Source organism: Leifsonia sp. GW821-FHT13C05 (assembly GCF_058806515.1).
The window spans coordinates 691,363-709,053 of sequence record NZ_JBXAPT010000001.1 but is presented as its reverse complement, the minus strand read 5'-3'; the positions used below and the strand labels follow the sequence as shown (position 1 = coordinate 709,053).

Annotated in this window: 17 protein-coding genes and 1 tRNA gene; 16 read left to right on the top strand and 2 right to left on the bottom strand. The window is 68.6% G+C overall.

Features of this window, described 5'->3' with window-relative positions:
• The first annotated feature begins 62 nt into the window (after positions 1–62).
• From ileS to ndk, 4 genes are read left to right on the top strand one after another with little or no spacing between them, the layout of a single operon-like run.
• Positions 63–3,383, top strand: a complete 3,321-nt coding sequence (ileS, locus tag AC1ROC_RS03425) for an isoleucine--tRNA ligase (RefSeq protein WP_492998107.1) — start codon at positions 63–65, stop codon at positions 3,381–3,383.
• The gene (locus tag AC1ROC_RS03420; RefSeq protein ID WP_492998105.1) at positions 3,380–4,750 is read left to right on the top strand and encodes a bifunctional folylpolyglutamate synthase/dihydrofolate synthase; all 1,371 of its coding nucleotides are present in this window, start codon (positions 3,380–3,382) and stop codon (positions 4,748–4,750) included. Before ileS ends, AC1ROC_RS03420 begins: the two co-directional genes overlap by 4 nt.
• Positions 4,729–5,154, top strand: coding sequence for a DUF4233 domain-containing protein (locus tag AC1ROC_RS03415; RefSeq protein WP_492998103.1), 426 nt, complete (start codon positions 4,729–4,731; stop codon positions 5,152–5,154). The genes AC1ROC_RS03420 and AC1ROC_RS03415 overlap by 22 nt, the downstream gene beginning before the upstream one ends.
• Positions 5,151–5,573 carry a nucleoside-diphosphate kinase gene (ndk, locus tag AC1ROC_RS03410; RefSeq protein ID WP_055893466.1) on the top strand — a complete coding sequence of 141 codons (423 nt, stop codon included), beginning with the start codon at positions 5,151–5,153 and terminating at the stop codon, positions 5,571–5,573. Before AC1ROC_RS03415 ends, ndk begins: the two co-directional genes overlap by 4 nt.
• Positions 5,574–5,650: 77 nt before the next feature.
• Here ndk and AC1ROC_RS03405 read toward each other — a convergent pair whose 3' ends face one another.
• The gene (locus tag AC1ROC_RS03405; RefSeq protein WP_492998101.1) at positions 5,651–6,256 is read right to left on the bottom strand and encodes a vitamin K epoxide reductase family protein; all 606 of its coding nucleotides are present in this window, start codon (positions 6,254–6,256) and stop codon (positions 5,651–5,653) included.
• A 323-nt stretch (positions 6,257–6,579) separates the two neighbouring features.
• Between AC1ROC_RS03405 and AC1ROC_RS03400 the strand changes: the two genes are divergently transcribed.
• Complete coding sequence (locus tag AC1ROC_RS03400; RefSeq protein WP_492998099.1) at positions 6,580–9,351, top strand: Rne/Rng family ribonuclease; 2,772 nt, start codon at positions 6,580–6,582, stop codon at positions 9,349–9,351.
• Positions 9,352–9,385: 34 nt separating this feature from the next.
• Here AC1ROC_RS03400 and AC1ROC_RS03395 read toward each other — a convergent pair whose 3' ends face one another.
• A complete protein-coding gene (locus AC1ROC_RS03395) occupies positions 9,386–9,661 on the bottom strand; it encodes a DUF4031 domain-containing protein (protein WP_085368458.1) in 276 nt (91 codons plus the stop codon).
• Between the two features lie 271 nt (positions 9,662–9,932).
• On the opposite strand from AC1ROC_RS03395, the gene rplU reads away from it, so the two are divergent.
• The 11 genes from rplU (at position 9,933) to AC1ROC_RS03340 (ending at position 17,557) form a co-directional block, all read left to right on the top strand.
• A complete protein-coding gene (gene rplU, locus AC1ROC_RS03390; RefSeq protein WP_055893478.1) occupies positions 9,933–10,241 on the top strand; it encodes a 50S ribosomal protein L21 in 309 nt (102 codons plus the stop codon).
• Positions 10,242–10,273: 32 nt separating this feature from the next.
• Positions 10,274–10,531 carry a 50S ribosomal protein L27 gene (gene rpmA, locus AC1ROC_RS03385; protein WP_055893481.1) on the top strand — a complete coding sequence of 86 codons (258 nt, stop codon included), beginning with the start codon at positions 10,274–10,276 and terminating at the stop codon, positions 10,529–10,531.
• 95 nt (positions 10,532–10,626) lie between these two features.
• Positions 10,627–12,240: a GTPase ObgE gene (gene obgE, locus AC1ROC_RS03380; RefSeq protein ID WP_492998096.1), complete on the top strand. Its 1,614-nt coding sequence runs from the start codon at positions 10,627–10,629 to the stop codon at positions 12,238–12,240.
• Positions 12,237–13,037: a glutamate 5-kinase gene (proB, locus tag AC1ROC_RS03375; protein WP_085368456.1), complete on the top strand. Its 801-nt coding sequence runs from the start codon at positions 12,237–12,239 to the stop codon at positions 13,035–13,037. The genes obgE and proB overlap by 4 nt, the downstream gene beginning before the upstream one ends.
• A gap of 9 nt (positions 13,038–13,046) precedes the next feature.
• Positions 13,047–14,315 carry a glutamate-5-semialdehyde dehydrogenase gene (locus AC1ROC_RS03370; RefSeq protein ID WP_492998093.1) on the top strand — a complete coding sequence of 423 codons (1,269 nt, stop codon included), beginning with the start codon at positions 13,047–13,049 and terminating at the stop codon, positions 14,313–14,315.
• A gap of 54 nt (positions 14,316–14,369) precedes the next feature.
• Positions 14,370–14,606 carry a hypothetical protein gene (locus tag AC1ROC_RS03365; protein ID WP_085368454.1) on the top strand — a complete coding sequence of 79 codons (237 nt, stop codon included), beginning with the start codon at positions 14,370–14,372 and terminating at the stop codon, positions 14,604–14,606.
• A 14-nt stretch (positions 14,607–14,620) separates the two neighbouring features.
• Positions 14,621–15,223: a nicotinate-nucleotide adenylyltransferase gene (nadD, locus tag AC1ROC_RS03360; protein ID WP_434948489.1), complete on the top strand. Its 603-nt coding sequence runs from the start codon at positions 14,621–14,623 to the stop codon at positions 15,221–15,223.
• Positions 15,220–16,593 (top strand): hypothetical protein, encoded by a 1,374-nt coding sequence (locus tag AC1ROC_RS03355; RefSeq protein ID WP_492998089.1) that lies wholly within the window; start codon positions 15,220–15,222, stop codon positions 16,591–16,593. The genes nadD and AC1ROC_RS03355 overlap by 4 nt, the downstream gene beginning before the upstream one ends.
• A gap of 52 nt (positions 16,594–16,645) precedes the next feature.
• Positions 16,646–17,023, top strand: coding sequence for a ribosome silencing factor (rsfS, locus tag AC1ROC_RS03350; protein WP_085368451.1), 378 nt, complete (start codon positions 16,646–16,648; stop codon positions 17,021–17,023).
• Between the two features lie 70 nt (positions 17,024–17,093).
• The gene (locus tag AC1ROC_RS03345) at positions 17,094–17,387 is read left to right on the top strand and encodes a TFIIB-type zinc ribbon-containing protein (RefSeq protein ID WP_492998087.1); all 294 of its coding nucleotides are present in this window, start codon (positions 17,094–17,096) and stop codon (positions 17,385–17,387) included.
• Between the two features lie 94 nt (positions 17,388–17,481).
• Positions 17,482–17,557: transfer RNA gene (locus tag AC1ROC_RS03340), tRNA-Ala, on the top strand.
• Positions 17,558–17,691 lie beyond the last annotated feature (134 nt).

Genomic DNA, 17,691 nt, shown 5'->3' with positions numbered 1-17,691 from the left:
CCGCGGCGGACGTTTCGAGCGTCCGGCGTCCTCGTGCAGACGAACGACCTGCCAGGAGTGAGATGCCGTACCCCAAGTCACCGGACGAATCGTCGGCGCGCGACGCCGAGCAGGCGGGCGTCAGCCCGAGCCCGAGCTTCCCGGAGATCGAGACAGAGGTTCTCGCGTTCTGGAAAGAGGACGGCACCTTCCGCGCATCCATCGACAACCGGCAGGATGCGCCGGAATGGGTCTTCTACGACGGCCCTCCCTTCGCCAACGGCCTGCCGCACTACGGTCACCTGCTCACCGGCTACGCCAAAGACGTCTTCCCGCGCTTCCAGACGATGCGCGGCAAGAAGGTCGAGCGCCGGTTCGGCTGGGACACCCACGGCCTGCCCGCCGAGCTGGAGGCCGAGCGGCAGCTGGGGCTCACCGACAAGAGCCAGATCGAGGAGATGGGCATCGCGGCCTTCAACCAGGCCGCCAAGGACTCGGTGCTGCACTACACCCGCGAATGGCAGGAGTACGTCACCCGCCAGGCGCGCTGGGTGGACTTCGACAACGACTACAAGACGCTCGACGTCACCTTCATGGAGTCGGTGATCTGGGCGTTCAAACAGCTGCACGAGAAGGGCCTCGCCTACGAGGGCTACCGCGTGCTTCCGTACTGCTGGCGCGACCAGACCCCGCTGTCCAACCACGAGCTGCGGATGGACGACGACGTCTACAAGATGCGTCAGGACCAGACCGTCACGGTCACCTTCCCGCTCACCGGGGCGAAGGCGGAGGCGCTCGGCCTCACCGGCGTGCGTGCCCTGGCCTGGACGACCACCCCGTGGACCCTGCCGACCAACCTCGCGCTGGTCGTCGGCCCTGACATCGAGTACGCGGTCGTGCCCGCCGGTCCGAACGGCGCGGCCGACGCGCACGGCACCTCCGACGACGAGGTGCTGAGCGGCGAATACCTGCTCGCCACCGAGCTGGTCGGCAACTACGCGAAAGACCTCGGCTACGAGACGGCGGCGGATGCGCTGGCCGCGATCACCCGTCGCGTCCGCGGTGCAGAGCTCGAGGGCGTCACCTACGACCGGCTGTGGGACTACTACGCCGACGTCGAGGAGTACGGCACCCAGAACGCGTGGCGCATCCTGGTCGACGACTATGTCACCACCGAGGACGGCACCGGCATCGTGCACCAGGCGCCGGCATACGGCGAGGACGACCAGCGCGTCTGCGAGGCGGCCGGCATCCCCGTGATCATCTCGGTGGACGACGGAGCGCGTTTCCTGCCCGTGATCGAAGACGTGGCAGGCCTGCAGGTGTTCGAGGCGAACAAGCCGCTCACCACGCTGCTGCGCGAGAACGGCAGGCTGCTCCGCCAGGCGAGCTACGAGCACTCCTACCCGCACTGCTGGCGCTGCCGCAACCCGCTGATCTACAAGGCGGTGTCGAGCTGGTTCGTGCGCGTCACCGACTTCCGCGACCGGATGGGCGAGCTCAACCAGCAGATCAACTGGGTGCCGGAGAACGTGAAGGACGGCCAGTTCGGCAAGTGGGTGGGCAACGCCCGCGACTGGTCGATCTCGCGCAACCGCTACTTCGGTTCGCCGATCCCGGTCTGGAAGAGCGACGACCCCGCATACCCGCGCATCGACGTGTACGGCTCGCTGGCCGAGCTGGAGGCCGACTTCGGCACCATCCCGACGAACGCGGCGGGGGAGCCCGACCTGCACCGGCCGTTCATCGACGACCTCACCCGTCCGAACCCGGACGACCCGACCGGCCGCTCGACCATGCGCCGCATCCCGGATGTGCTCGACGTCTGGTTCGACTCCGGTTCGATGCCGTTCGCCCAGGTGCACTACCCGTTCGAGAACCGCGAGTGGTTCGATGGGCACAACCCGGCCGACTTCATCGTGGAGTACATCGGGCAGACCCGCGGCTGGTTCTACATGCTGCACACGCTGTCGACCGCCCTGTTCGACCGCCCGGCGTTCAAGAACGTGATCAGCCACGGCATCGTGCTCGGCAGCGACGGGCAGAAGATGTCGAAGTCGCTGCGCAACTACCCGGACGTCAACGAGGTGTTCGACCGCGACGGCTCCGACGCGATGCGCTGGTTCCTGATGGCGAGCCCTGTGCTGCGCGGCGGCAACCTGATCGTGACGGAGGAGGGCATCCGGGAGGGTGTCCGCCAGGTGCTGCTCCCGCTGTGGAGCACCTGGTACTTCTTCTCCCTGTACGCCAACGCCACCGGATACGAGGCGAAGCGCCGCACCGACTCGACGGACGTGCTCGACCGCTACCTGCTGGCCAAGACGCGCGACCTCGTCGAGGACGTCACGGCCGACCTCGAAGCGCTCGACAGCACCCTCGCGGCCGCCAAGCTGCGCGACTTCGCCGACATCCTCACCAACTGGTACGTGCGGCGTTCGCGCGACCGGTTCTGGCAGGGCGTTTCGGCCGACGGCACGGGCACCGAGGCCTTCGACACCCTCTACACGGTGCTCGAGACGGTCGCCCGCGTGGCCGCCCCGCTGCTGCCGCTCGTCACCGAGCGGATCTGGCGCGGCCTCACCGGCGAGCGGAGCGTGCACCTGACCGACTGGCCGGACGCCGCAGAGTTCCCCGCGGACGACGCGCTGGTGGATGCGATGGACCGCATCAGGAGCATCAGCTCCACCACGCTGTCGCTGCGCAAGCAGGCCGGGCTCCGCGTGCGGCTGCCGCTCGCCTCGCTGACCGTCGTCGCCGAGAACGCGGATGCGCTGCGCCCGTTCGAGGGCATCCTGCGCGACGAGCTCAACGTCAAGGCGGTCGAGCTGGTCGAGCTGCACGACGACAGCGCAGCCAGCTACGGGATCACGAGCAAGCTGACCGTGAACGCGCGCGCCGCCGGTCCGCGGCTCGGCAAGCAGGTGCAGCAGGTCATCCAAGCCGCCCGCGCCGGCGACTGGTCGGAGGCCGACGGCGTCGTGACGGCGGGTGGCGTCGAACTGGCCGACGGCGAATACGAGCTGGTGCTTGAGACGGCGCAGGCGGACGGCGAGTCCACGTCGGCGCTGGCGCTGCTGCCGGGCGGCGGGTTCGTGCTGCTCGACACGGTGACCACGCCGGAGCTGCAGGCCGAGGGCCTGGCGCGCGACATCATCCGCGCGGTGCAGGACACCCGCAAGGCGGCAGGACTCGACGTGAGCGACCGCATCCGGTTGAGTCTGCTGTTGCATTCTGAAGATTCTGAGCTGCTTTCGTTGGCCGAAGGTGTAGACATTGCGGCCGAGACTCTGACCGTTGAGTTCGGTGAAACGGCGGGCGCGTTCGAGAAGACCTTCTCCGCCGGCCAGTTCGCCAACGCGGGGGAGTTCACGGTCGGCGTGACCAGGATCGAGGAGGCAGAGTGAGCGACGAGTCCGAGGAGTTCCGCGACCAAGCGGACGCTGTCTACCAGGCGCTGCTCGCGCGCATCGGAGAGGGTGCGCCGGAGCGCAGGCTGGATGCCACCCGGCGCGCCGTCGAGCTGCTGGGCGACCCCCAGCGCGCGTATCCGATCGTCCACATCACGGGGACGAACGGCAAGACGTCGACGAGCCGCATCACCGAGAGCATCCTGCGTGCGTACGGCCTGCGGACGGGCCTGCTGACCAGTCCGCACCTGGTGCGCTTCAACGAGCGCATCGTGATCGACGGCCAGCCGATCTCCGACGAAGCGCTGGTGCGCAACTGGGAGGACGTGCAGCCGTACATCGAGATCGTCGACGGCGAGCTCGCGGAGAAAGGCCAGGCGCCGCTCACGTTCTTCGAGGCGCTGACCGTGCTCGCGTACGCCGCATTCGCCGACGCGCCGGTCGACGTGGCCGTGATCGAAGTCGGCATGGGCGGCGAGTGGGACTCCACCAACGTCGGCGACGGCCAGGTGGCGGTGTTCACCCCGATCTCGCTCGACCACACCAAGGCGCTCGGCGACACCGTCGCGGAGATCGCGCGCACCAAGTCCGGCATCATCAAGCCCGCCGCCGACGTGGTGAGCTCCGCCCAGACACCGGATGCGCTGGCCGAGCTGACCACCGCGGCCGGGCTCACCGAGTCCACCATCGCCGTGCAGCCCGGAGCGTTCGACGTCGCATCCACCTCGGTGGCCGTCGGCGGGCAGCTGGTGAGCATCCGGGGCCTCGCCGCGACATACGACGAGCTGTTCCTCCCGCTGTACGGCGACCACCAGGCGCAGAACGCCGCCGTCGCGGTCGCCGCCGTCGAGACGTTCCTCGGCCGGGGGACGCAGCCGCTCAAGGCCGACCTCCTGGAGGAGGGCTTCGCCACGGCGACCTCGCCGGGACGCCTGCAGCTGATCGGTGTCGACCCGACCGTGCTGGTCGATGCCGCCCACAACCCCGCCGGAGCCCAGACCCTCGCGGATGCGATGCGCCGCTACTTCGACTTCGACGAGCTGACCTTCGTCTTCGGGTCGCTCGCCGACAAGGATGCGCGCGGCATCGTGCGCGCGCTCGCCCCGGTCGCCACCCAGTTCTACGTGACGGAGCCGCGCTCCGATCGTGCGCTTCCGGCCGACGAGCTGGGCGAGATCGTGCTCGACGAGGTCGGCGACGAGGCGACCATCGTCTACGGCGACCTCGAGGAGGCCCTGGACGCCGCCCGCGAGTGGGCGGCGGAGGAGCCGAAGCGCGCCGTGGTCGTCACAGGCTCGATCGTGCTCGTCGGTGACGCGATGGCCATCGCGGAGGCCGGCGAGTGGAAGTCGACCAGCTCGTGAGCGACGCGGAGAAGCCCGCGAAGGCCGCACGGCCGCGCCGGGAGCGGACGGTCAGGGAACTGCTCGGCTCCATCGTGCTCGGCTTCGAGCTGATCGTCGTCTTCCTCGGCGCCCTGGTGCTGTTCGGCCTCGGCTCGCTGCCCGCCGGCGTCGCGCTCGGCGGGGGAGCGGCGCTCGTCGTCCTGATGATCGTCGCCATCGGCACGTTGCGCTCCCCGGTGGGCATCGTGCTCGGCTGGTTCGTCCAGCTCGTCGTCGTGGCGGCGGGCTTCCTCGTCCCCGCCTTCTTCATCGTCGGCGCCATCTTCACGGCCATGTGGGCGTACTGCATGATCGCGGGCGCCCGCATCGACCGCAACAAGAAGGCCGCGAACGCGGCCGCAAACGGAACGGAGAATCCATGACCACCCCCGTCGAAGAGACCCTGGTGCTCGTCAAGCCGGACGGCGTCGCTCGCAACCTCACGGGCGAGATCCTGCGCCGCATCGAGGCGAAGGGCTACTCGCTCGTCGACATCCGGATGCTGCAGGCCGACCGCGACCTGCTCGCCGCACACTACGCGGAGCACGAGGGTAAGCCGTTCTACGAGCCGCTTGTCGAGTTCATGGAGTCCGGCCCCATCGTCGCGATCCGCCTCGCGGGCAACCGCGTGATCGAGGGCTTCCGCTCGCTCGCCGGCACCACGGACCCGACCACGGCCGCGCCGGGCACCATCCGCGGCGACTTCGCCCGCGACTGGGGCCTCAAGGTGCAGCAGAACCTCGTGCACGGCTCCGACTCGCCCGAGTCCGCCGCGCGCGAGCTCGCCCTCTGGTTCGCCTGAAACCCATCGAGTCCGAACTTGTTCACGCGACACGCCGAGTGTCACCGTGAATAAGTTCGGACTCGAATTTATGGGGGCTAGACGAAGACGTTGTTGATCCAGTCGAGCTGGATCTGGGCGAGGATCGCGACGATCGCGTAGGAGATCACCGTGATCAGGGGCACCCAGGAGTAGAGCTTGCCGAAGAAGACACGCCCGGACTCCGGGATGGGGATGTTGCCCGATTTGAGGTTGTAGAGCGTCACTCCCCAGAAGGTCGGGATGGTGACCAGCCAGGTGACCATGCACCACGGGCAGAGCACGTTGAGCACGGTGATCGACTGCGTGATGAGGAAGATGACGAGGGCCATCGCGCCGATCACGCCGAGGTTGAAGAGCATCCAGAACCACTTGGCGAAGCGCGCCCCGGCGAGCACCCCGACGCCCACCGCGATGGTCGCGGTCCAGCCGATCAGGCCGAGCAGCGGGTTGGGGAAGCCGAACAGCGACCCCTGCCAGGAGTTGAGGTTCTTCGTGCACCCGACGAGCAGGCTGAAGTTGCACGACAGCTGCGCATCCGGGTTCTCGAGGAGGTGGAACTTGTCCATCGTGAGCATGAAAGCAGCCCAGAGGCCGATGGCCCCGGCGACGATCAGGAAGATGGCGAGTACGGTCGGGCGGCGCTCGGCTGTAGGGGTGGACACAGTCGGATTATGGCATGACCGATCGCGTGTCGACCTGAGAGGCAGCCGCGTTCCTGGTGCGGTCATGCGATAATCGTTGCAACTGGTCTCTGCGGCGTGTGCCGGAGAGACGCCAGCGAAGGCTTATGGGCGTTGCGACGCCCGAACGGCCGGCCGAGGTGGCCGACCGACAACGAACGTAAAGAAACGAGATCGCCTGCGGACCGCGCCACGAGCCGACCGCACGCGTGAAGGATTGGCGGTCGCAGGCGCAACGCGTCTGCTGCCCTTATGAAAGTACCCGGCGCGCGGGAGACCGCGGCTGGTCGAGGAGTGCACCAGCGATGGTGGAAAACGAAAATACTGACAACACGCAGAACAACGGATCGGAAGCGGGGCCCAGGAAGCGATCGCGCCTCTTCGGTTCCAGGAAGAGCGCCAAGAAGAGCGCCTCCGCCGTGCCTGCGAACGATTCGCGTGAGGCCATTGCGTCCTCCGCGCCGACGGTGGCCGGGCATGCCTCGACCGCGCCCGCCGTCCAGGAGAGAACACCCATGGACGAGAAGATCCACGACAACCACGACGACATCATCGGCTCCGGCCCGTTCCCGGCCGGACAACCGGCGGTGACGCCGGAGCAGACTCCGGATGCCGGCGCGGCCCAGCCCGCCGACGCGGCGACGGACAGCGCCGACGCCGCAGGCTCAGCTCCTGCCGCTCCTGCCGCACCGGATGCTCCCGCCGCCGAGGCGGACACGGCGCTGCCCGGCCTCCCGCCGACGACGCTGCTGTTCCAGGCCCCGGACATCCTGCCGCTGCCTCCGCTCCCACACGACGAGTACGACGACGACGAGCCGAGCACGGTCCGCCGCCGTTCGCGCCGCCGCGCAGGCGAGGAGAACCGCTCCGGGTCGAACGACCCGGCCAACACGGTCGTCAAGGTCCGCGCCCCGCGCGAGCCGGAGCTCATCACCGAGCCGCAGCGCATCAAGGGCTCGACCCGTCTCGAGGCGAAGAAGCAGCGCCGCCGCGACGGCCGTGACGCCGGCCGCCGCCGTCCCGTCATCACCGAGGCCGAGTTCCTCGCCCGCCGCGAGTCCGTCGACCGCCAGATGATCGTGCGCGAGAAGGGCGGCCGCATCCAGATCGGCGTGCTCGAAGACAAAGTGCTCGTCGAGCACTACGTCGCCAAGTCGCAGGAGGCGTCGCTGATCGGCAACGTCTACCTGGGTCGCGTGCAGAACGTGCTGCCCAGCATGGAGGCTGCGTTCGTCGACATCGGCCGTGGCCGCAATGCCGTGCTGTACTCCGGCGAGGTCGACTGGGATGCCGCGGAGACCGGCAACCAGCCGCGCCGCATCGAGCTGGCGCTCAAGCCGGGCGACCGCGTGCTCGTCCAGGTCACGAAGGACCCCGTCGGGCACAAGGGCGCCCGCCTCACCAGCCAGGTCTCGCTGCCCGGCCGCTACCTCGTCTACGTGCCGAACGGCTCGATGAACGGGATCAGCCGCAAGCTTCCGGACACCGAGCGTGCCCGTCTGAAGAAGATCCTCAAAGAGGTCCTGCCGGAGAACACCGGCGTCATCGTGCGCACCGCCGCCGAGGGCGCGACCGAGGAGCAGTTGACGCTCGACGTCACGCGCCTCACTGCGCAGTGGGCCGACATCAGCAGGCAGGTCGAGACCGTCGGGGCGCCCGCGCTCCTGCACAGCGAGCCCGACCTGCTGATCAAGATCGTCAGGGACGTCTTCAACGAGGACTTCCAGAAGCTGATCATCGCCGGCCAGGATGCGCAGAGCACCATCGAGAACTACCTCCGTCAGGTCGCCCCCGACCTCCTCGACCGCGTCGAGGCGTACACGGGCGAGCGGGATGCGTTCGACGAGTTCCGCATCACGGAGCAGATCGAGAAGGCGCTCGACCGCAAGGTCTGGCTGCCGTCCGGTGGCTCGCTCGTGATCGACCGCACAGAGGCGATGACGGTCGTCGACGTCAACACCGGCAAGTTCGTCGGCTCCGGCGGGAACCTGGAAGAGACCGTCACCAAGAACAACCTGGAAGCCGCCGAGGAGATCGTCCGCCAGCTACGCCTGCGCGACATTGGCGGCATCATCGTCGTCGACTTCATCGACATGGTGCTCGAGTCCAACCGCGACCTCGTGCTCCGCCGCCTGATCGAGTGCCTGAGCCGCGACCGCACCAAGCACCAGGTGGCAGAGGTCACCTCGCTCGGCCTCGTGCAGATGACGAGGAAGAAGCTCGGCCTCGGCCTGCTCGAGACGTTCAGCGAGGCGTGCGAGGCCTGCGCAGGCCGCGGTGTCATCGTGCACCACGACCCGGTCGTCAAGCACCGTCAGACCCCGCAGCAGCAGCCGCAGAGCGAGCGCCGCCGCGGCCGTGGCGGTCAGCAGTCCGGCGGCAACGGCTCGTCGAACGGCAACGGCAATGGCAACGGCTCGTCGAACGGAAACGGCAACGGCGGCTCGAACGGGAACGGCGGTGGCACCCCCACCGGCGTGACCCACGCGATCACCGACGACGCCAAGAACGCGCTGGCCCAGATCGCGGCGAGCACACTGGCCCACCCGCACGACGAGCACCAGCAGCCGGTGGACGCGCCTGCCGCCTCCGCGGAGTCCGCGCACGGCAAGCACGTCGCCGGCGAGCAGGAGCAGCAGCAGGATGCGCCGAAGAAGTCCCGCAGGAAGAGCGGCAAGCGCGACAGGGCCAAGGCGGCGGAGGCCGAGCAGGCAGCCACTGAGCAGCCGGCGACGCAGGAGAGCGCCCCGCAGGCCGAGACGGCGCCGGTGCGCGACCAGCAGCAGCGCGAGCCGCAGGCGCCCGCTGAGCGCCCGGCAGCGGCCCGCGAGAGTGCGGACGCGTCCGTGCCCCTGATCGAGCTTCCTGAGCCCGCAGCGGCTCCTGTGACGCGTCGCACGCCCACCAAGGAGGCCGAGCTGCTGCTCGACTCCGTGCTGGACGCCCTTCCGCAGCCGAAGCAGCCCGGTCAGGGCCGCGGACGCAGCCGCAGGGTGAGCACGGCGGCGATCGTCGGTGGAGACACCGCGCCCCAGATCACGCGGGCAGAGATCACCCGGGCGGAGCAGGGCGAGTAGCCCACCGCATCCCGAACCGCGTGAAGGCGCGGGGTCAGTGCTTGCGCACTCGATCCCGCGCCTTCACTCGTAGTCCGCTGGCGCGCAGCCGGATGACCAGCTCCTTGCCGTCCACGGCGGTGGCTCCCGCAGCCACCAGCTCGTCGTAGCGCTTGTCCGGCACGTCGTAGTGGTCCAGGTCGAACGCGCGCCGCGCGATGTCGTTGGCGGCCGCGAACGCGTGCAGCTCGTCGAGGCTGGAATCGCTCACCAGGTGCGACCACAACATGCCGTGGGCGGGCCATGCCGGGGGATCGATCAGGACCGTCATACAATGATCATAGGAACCGACGCCGTCGATGGCGTCGATCGGCCCCGGAGCCCTCTCGTTGAATTGACGATAGAAGGGTCGTCGGGTAAAGTTGACCGTTGGTGTGTGTCGGGCGTATCCCGCTCGACCATCATGGTTTTCTGAGAGCCGCTCCGTCGCACTGCGACGAAGACGGACTCGCCAGTAACTTCCTGAAGAGTAAACAGACAGGACCAGGTCCGCGGCTCATCGAGCCGAGGGGAGCTGTTCCCCGAAGAAAAGGTACGTAAAAGTGGTTTACGCAGTTGTGCGCGCCGGAGGCCGGCAGGAAAAGGTCGAGGTCGGCACCATCGTGACGATGGACCGGATCAAGGCTGATAAGAACGGCAACGTCGAGCTGGCTGCTGTGCTGCTTGTCGACGGCGACAAGATCACCTCCGACGCCGGTTCGCTGGCGAAGGTCAAGGTCACCGCTGAGGTCCTCAACGACCTCCGTGGCCCGAAGATCGTGATCCAGAAGTTCAAGAACAAGACCGGCTACAAGAAGCGCCAGGGGCACCGTCAGGACCTCACGCGCGTCAAGATCACCGGCATCAAGTAGCCGATCGACCTCAGGCTTAGGAGAAGAAGCAGATGGCACACAAAAAGGGAGCGAGCTCCACTCGCAACGGTCGTGACTCGAACGCACAGCGCCTCGGCGTGAAGCGCTTCGGTGGCCAGGTCGTCGGAGCGGGCGAGATCATCGTCCGCCAGCGCGGCACCCACTTCCACCCCGGCGTGAACGTCGGACGTGGCGGCGACGACACCCTGTTCGCCCTCGCAGCCGGCTCGGTCGAGTTCGGCAACAAGGGCGGCCGCAAGGTCGTCAACATCGTGGCCGCCGAGGCGTAAAGCCCCGCACCACGCACCAGCATTCGAGGATGGGCGGGCTTCGGCCCGCCCTTTCTCCATTTACAGACTGAACAGTCAGGAAACGAGGGACCCCCATGGCAACGTTCGTGGATCACGTGACGTTGCACCTGCGCGCCGGCAACGGCGGCAACGGGTGCGTCTCCGTCCGACGGGAGAAGTTCAAGCCGCTGGCAGGACCGGACGGCGGCAACGGAGGCAACGGCGGCGACATCGTCCTCGTGGCCGACCCCCAGGTCACCACGCTGCTCGCCTACCACCGCGCGCCGCACCGCTCCTCGCAGAACGGCGGCTTCGGCATGGGAGACCACCGCAGCGGCCACCTCGGCGAAGAGCTCGAACTCCCCGTCCCCGTCGGCACCGTGGTCAAAGACCCGTCCGGCGTCGAACTGATCGACATGAACGAGCCGGGGATGCGCTACGTCGTCGCTCCCGGCGGCATCGGCGGGCTCGGCAACGCCGCCCTGTCGAACCCCAAGCGCAAGGCCCCCGGCTTCGCGCTGCTCGGCACGCCGGGCTGGGAGGGCGACGTCCTCCTCGAACTCAAGACCGTCGCCGACATCGCGCTCGTCGGCTACCCGTCGGCGGGCAAGTCGAGCCTGATCGCCGCCCTGTCGTCCGCGAAGCCGAAGATCGCCGACTACCCGTTCACCACGCTGCACCCCAACCTCGGTGTCGTGCAGGCGGGAGACACCCGTTTCACCGTCGCCGACGTGCCAGGGCTGATCGAGGGCGCGAGCGAGGGCAAGGGCCTCGGGCTCGAGTTCCTCCGCCACGTCGAGCGCTGCAGCGCCCTGCTGCACGTCCTCGACTGCGCGACGCTGGAGCCCGGCCGCGACCCGCTGAGCGACCTCGACGTGATCCTCGGCGAGCTCGGCGCGTATCCCGTGCCGGAGGGGCAGACCCCGCTGCTGGAGCGCCCGCAGCTCATCGCCCTGAACAAGATCGACGTGCCGGAGGGCCGCGAGCTGGCCGAGTTCGTCCGGCCCGACCTGGAAGCGCGCGGCTACCGCGTGTTCGAGATCTCGACCGTCAGCCACGAGGGCCTGCGTCAGCTGTCCTTCGCCCTGGCCGAGGTGGTCGAGCAGGCACGTGCGGATCAGGCGGCGGCCGAGGCGGAGCGCCCGCGCATCGTCATCCGCCCGCAGGCCGTGGACGACGGTGGGTTCGTCGTCAAGGTCGAGGGCGGCTCGGACGGCCCCGTCTACCGCATCCTGGGCGCCAAGCCGGAGCGCTGGGTCGCGCAGACCGACTTCTCGAACGACGAGGCCGTCGGCTTCCTGGCCGACCGGCTGGCGAAGCTCGGCGTCGAGGACCGCCTGTTCAAGGCGGGAGCCGTCTCCGGTTCCACTGTGGTCATCGGCAGGGACAACGGCGTGGTCTTCGACTGGGAGCCGACCCTCACCTCCACGGCCGAGCTCATCACGTCGCCCCGCGGAACGGACGTGCGCCTCGACGGCAACGCCCGCCCCACCCGCAATCAGCGTCGCGAGGACTACTTCGACAGAATGGATGCGAAGGCCGAGGCCCGCGCGGAGCTGCTGCGCGAGCGCGAGGCCGGCCTCTGGCAGGACGACGACTATGCAGACGATGTCGCAGACCTCGCCCCCGCAGAGGGCGAGAGCGGGCAGAACAGCCAGGGCGGCCAGAACAGCCAGGGCGGCCAGAACAGGGAGACCGATTCGGAATGACCATCGACGACCGCAGCCAGGTCCCCACCGCGCGACGCGTCGTCGTCAAGGTGGGTTCGTCCTCCATCAGCGGGGAGAACGCCGGGCAGATCGGTCCGTTGGTCGATGCTCTCGCCGAAGCGCACGGGCGCGGCACCCAGGTGATCCTGGTGTCGTCCGGTGCGATCGCCACGGGCATCCCGTATCTGGCGCTGCAGGAGCGCCCGACCGACCTGGCGACGCAGCAGGCCGCCGCCGCCGTCGGGCAGAACGTGCTCATCTACCGCTATCAGGACAGCCTCGACCGGTACGACATCGTCGCCGGCCAGGTGCTGCTGACCGCCGGTGACATGGAGACCCCGACGCACCGCATCAACGCCAAGCGGGCGATGGAGCGGCTGCTCGACCTGCGCATCCTGCCCATCGTCAACGAGAACGACACCGTGGCGACGCACGAGATCCGGTTCGGCGACAACGACCGGCTGGCCGCGCTCGTCGCGCTGTTGGTCGAGGCCGACCTGCTCGTGCTGCTGTCCGACGTGGATGCTCTCTACACCAAGCCGCCGCAGGAGCCGGGCGCGGAGCGCATCGACGTCGTCGAGTACGACGACGCCCTGGAGGGCGTCGAGATCGGGTCGACCGGGCTGTCCGGCGTCGGTACCGGCGGCGCTCTGACGAAGGTGTCCGCTGCGCGCCAGGCCGCAGAGAACGGCACGGCCGTGATCCTGACCGCCACGTCGAACGTCTCGCAGGCCCTCGGCGGCGAGGCGGTCGGCACCTGGTTCGCCCCAGCGCGGGATGCGGTCGCAGCGCCCTAAACTTGAGTCATGGTCGACACCATCACCGAACCGCTCTCGCTCGTCGAGAAGCTCGCAGCTGCCAAGCGGGCGTCGCGCGTGCTCGCCACGGCGAACACCGACGCCAAGAATGCCGCCCTCCGCGCGGTCGCGGCCGGTCTGCGGTCGCAGGCTCCGCGCATCCTGGAGGCGAACGAGCTCGACCTGGCCAACGGCCGTGAGAACGGGCTGTCGACCGGGCTGCTCGACCGGCTCACGCTGACCGAGACGCGTCTCGGCGCGCTGGCGGACGCGGTGCTGGAGGTCGTCGGCCTGACCGACCCCGTTGGCGAGGCCGTGCGGGGGAGCACGCTGCCGAACGGCGTGTCGATCACGCAGGTGCGCGTGCCGTTCGGAGTGGTCGGCGCGATCTACGAGGCGCGCCCGAACGTGACGGTCGACATCGCGGCCCTCGCGCTGAAGAGCGGCAACGCCGCCGTGCTGCGCGGCGGAAGCGCGGCGATCAACACCAACTGCGTGCTCGTCGCGGTGATCCAGGATGCGTTCGCCTCCGTCGGGCTGCCGTCCGACGCCGTGCAGATCATCGACGAGTTCGGTCGCGACGGCGCCACCCAGCTGATGAAGGCGCGCGGCTACGTGGATGTGCTCATCCCGCGGGGGAGCGCAGACCTGATCCGCACGGTCGTCACCGAGTCGACGGTCCCCGTGATCGAGACCGGCGCGGGCGTCGTGCACATCGTGCTGGACGAGTCGGCCCGCGAAGACTGGGCGGTCGACATCGTGCGGAACGCCAAGGTGCAGCGGCCGAGCGTCTGCAACGCCGTCGAGACGCTGCTCGTGCTGCGCTCCGCCGCCGACCGGCTGCTGCCTCCCGTGCTCGGCGCGCTCACCGCATCCGGTGTCACCATCCACGCGGACGAGCGCTCCATCGGCTACGCGGAGTCCGCCGTTCCCGTCACCGAGGAGGACTGGGCGACGGAGCACATGAGCCTCGACATCTCGGTGAAGGTCGTCGACGACCTGGACGAGGCGATCGAGCACATCCGCACATACTCGACCCAGCACACCGAGGCGATCATCACGAACGATCTCGCCAACGCGGAGCGCTTCCTGGCGGAGGTGGACTCCGCGGTGGTGATGGTGAACGCCTCCACCCGGTTCACCGACGGAGGCGAGTTCGGCTTCGGGGCGGAGGTCGGCATCTCCACCCAGAAACTGCACGCGCGCGGGCCGATGGGCCTGCCGGAGCTGACCAGCACCAAGTGGATCGTCCGCGGGTCAGGGCAGTTCAGGGCGTGACGCGCCACTAGACTGGTTCGCAGGCGTTCGCGCCACCGGAAAGGAAGAAACTCGATGACCCACCTGTCGCTGCTGCTGGCCGAGGCCGAAACGCACGTTGAACTCCCCATGCCGACATGGGCGTACGGCGCGATCGCGATCGTGATCTTCACCGTCCTCGGTTTCGTCATCTGGTCGTACCGCGACGTGGCGAACCGCCACAGCCACAAGGCCGGCCCCGGTGCCGCCTCCCACGCAGGAGCGCCAGGCGCCACGCACCACGGCGACGGCCACCCCACCCAGGGTCACTGACCACTGCCTGACGAATGCAGCTGACGGAGAAGCGTCGCACGCGCATCGGTGTGATGGGCGGCACGTTCGACCCCATCCACCACGGGCACCTGGTCGCGGCCAGCGAGGTCGCCCAGTCGTTCGATCTGGATGAGGTCATCTTCGTCCCGACGGGCCACCCGTGGCAGAAGGGCGAAGTGACGCCGGGGGAGCACCGCTACCTGATGACGGTGATCGCGACGGCCTCCAATCCGCGCTTCACGGTCAGCCGCGTCGACATCGACCGCGAGGGTCCGACGTACACGATCGACACCCTGCGCGACCTGCACGAGTCACGACCGGACGCCGAACTCTTCTTCATCACGGGGGCGGACGCCATCGCGCAGATCCTCAGCTGGCGGGATGTGCAGGAGCTCTGGGACCTCGCGCACTTCGTGGCTGTGAGTCGTCCGGGACATGACTTGAGTATTTCTGGATTGCCGACCCAGGACGTAAGCTTGTTGGAAGTTCCGGCCTTGGCGATCTCGTCAACCGACTGCCGGACCCGGGTGAGCAGGGGATTCCCGGTCTGGTACTTGGTGCCGGACGGGGTTGTTCAGTACATCTCCAAACACCATCTGTATCGGAGTGTGGCATGACTTTGTGGCAAGACCCGCCGCCACAGACACGGCGACAGGCGCGCGAGAACGAGCGTTCGGCGGAACAGCAGGCTGCTGGCCAGGCGTCCCGCCGTGCTGGCACGGCTCAGCCGACGCCGGGTGGCGAGATCCCGACCTTGACGACGCCGTACACCTTCTCGTCCGACCAAGCCGACCGTGACACCCTGGGCGATGCAGGCACGGACGAGGCCGCCGAGCGGCCCGCGATCCCCGCCTCCGCCTTCGAGGAGCCCGGCGTCACCCCGCCGTCGCGCCCGAACCTGCCGACGTTCGGCAACGCCTTCGATCTTCCGGCCGCGCCCGCTGCGCCCGTTGCGTCCACCACTCAGGATGCACCGGAGTCGTCGACCATGTTCAAGCAGGCGAGTGACGTGTCCCAGCCGGAGCCGGTGACGGTTCCCGTCCCCGTCGTCAAGCCCGAGGCTTCAGCTCCCGCACCCGCAACGCCAGCGTCGCAGGGCACCCCCGAGCGTGCTCTCACGCGTCGCGAGCTGCGCGCCATGCTGCAGGCCCAGGAGGCCAACCAGCAGGCTGGGCAGCCGGATGCGGTCATCCCCGTCACGTTCACTCCGCCCGCCGACCCGGCACCCGCGCGTCCGGCCGCCGAGCCGGAGGTCGCGTCGTCGTCGCCGACCGCGTGGCCGTTCGCCCCGCTCGGGGCGTCGTCCGACAGCGCAGCAAGCGCCGCGTCGTCCGCTCCCGCCTCCTCGCCGGAGGGCACCGCTGCTCCGGCCGCTTCGGTCAGCGCATCCACTGCCGACTCGTCGTTGCTCGCACCGACGTCGGCGCGTGCCGAGAAGTCGTCCGGCTCCGATGCGGACGCGAGCTCCGACGAGGCCGACAGCACGCTGGAGCGCCAGCCGTTCACCCCGCCGACCGGTCACTGGTCGACGGCGGCCGAGCTGGACGACAAGAACCAGCCGTTCGACCAGATCATCTCGCGCAACGTCGGCCAGTCCGGCTCGGCGACCACCACGAACGCGCTCATCCTGCCCGTGCTGCCCACCGCAGACGCGACCGGTCCGCTCACCGCGACCGGCGAGATCCTCGTCACCGGCTCGATCGACCTGCCCCGCGGGCTCGGCGCAACGGGCGCCCACCCGGACAGGATCGATTCCTCCGACCTCGACCGCCTGCTCGACGGCGACGAGAACGAGTTCAACACATCCGAAGTCGCGCCGATCCGTGCATCCAGGGCCATCAGCTCGCACACGTCGACCCGCGGCGTCATCGCCCCGCCGAAGAAGCGCGGCGGCAAACTGCCCGTCGTGCTGATCGTCACCGCCGGCGTGCTCGCCGTCGGTGTCATCGGCCTCCTCATCTCCGCTTACGTCTTGAAGGTGTTCTGATCATCCTTTCCACCCTGTTCCAACCGGCCGCCCCCACGACGGAGGCCCGACCGTGACCGCGACAGAGCACGCCAAGCAGATCCTGCAGCTCGCAGCGAAGGCAGCGGACTCCAAGTCCGGGGAAGACCTGGTGGCGCTCGACGTCTCCGGCCCGCTGCCCCTCACCGACGCGTTCCTGCTGGTCAGCGGCCGCGTCGAGCGCAACGTCATCGCCATCGCCGGCGAGATCGAAGACCAGCTGAACGAGGCCGGTGTCAAAACCCTGCGCCGCGAAGGCAAGGCGGAAGGCCGCTGGGTCCTCCTCGACTTCGGCGACCTGGTCGTGCACGTCTTCCACGAGGAAGACCGCATGTACTACGCGCTCGAACGCCTCTGGAAAGACTGCCCGGTCATCCCGCTCGAACTGCCCGTGCACGAGGGCGCCGAGTAACGCATCCCGGTTCGGCGTTCTTTGCGCAGTGTGTGAGAGTTCTCTCATACTGCGCTGATTGACTGACGGCATGAGATGCCCGACAGACAACGCCACCCTCGTGATGAGCGAGCGCAGTGGAATCGAAATCGACTACTGCCCCGAATGCCGCGGAGTGTGGCTCGACCGCGGAGAGCTGGACAAGATCATCGACCGCGCGCAGCCGGTGGCTGGTGGTGGAGCGGGTGGCGGAGCGCAGCCGTATGGCCAGCAGCAGCGGTACGGGCAGGCCCCGCAGCAGGGGTACCAGCAGCCCGGCCACGCGCAGCAGCAGTACCCGTACAAGAAGAAGCGCGAGAATTGGCTCAGCGAACTCTTCGACTGATTTCGGCACGCCCGAGCGTCGCGCTGGTTTCTTCCAGACCTGGATCATGTAGTACGCTAAACGAGTTGTTTCGGAGAGATCGGGAACAGCGTCTGGGTCTGTGGCGCAGCTGGTAGCGCACCTGCATGGCATGCAGGGGGTCAGGGGTTCGAGTCCCCTCAGATCCACCACCGAAGGGTCAGCCCCCGCGAGAAATCGCGGGGGCTGACCCTTTTTCGCGTCCGTCCTGACCCTCGGCCGTCGGGCTGAGTGGTTGCCATTTCGGGATGTATGCGCATACACTGTCCCGAATTGATATCCCAGC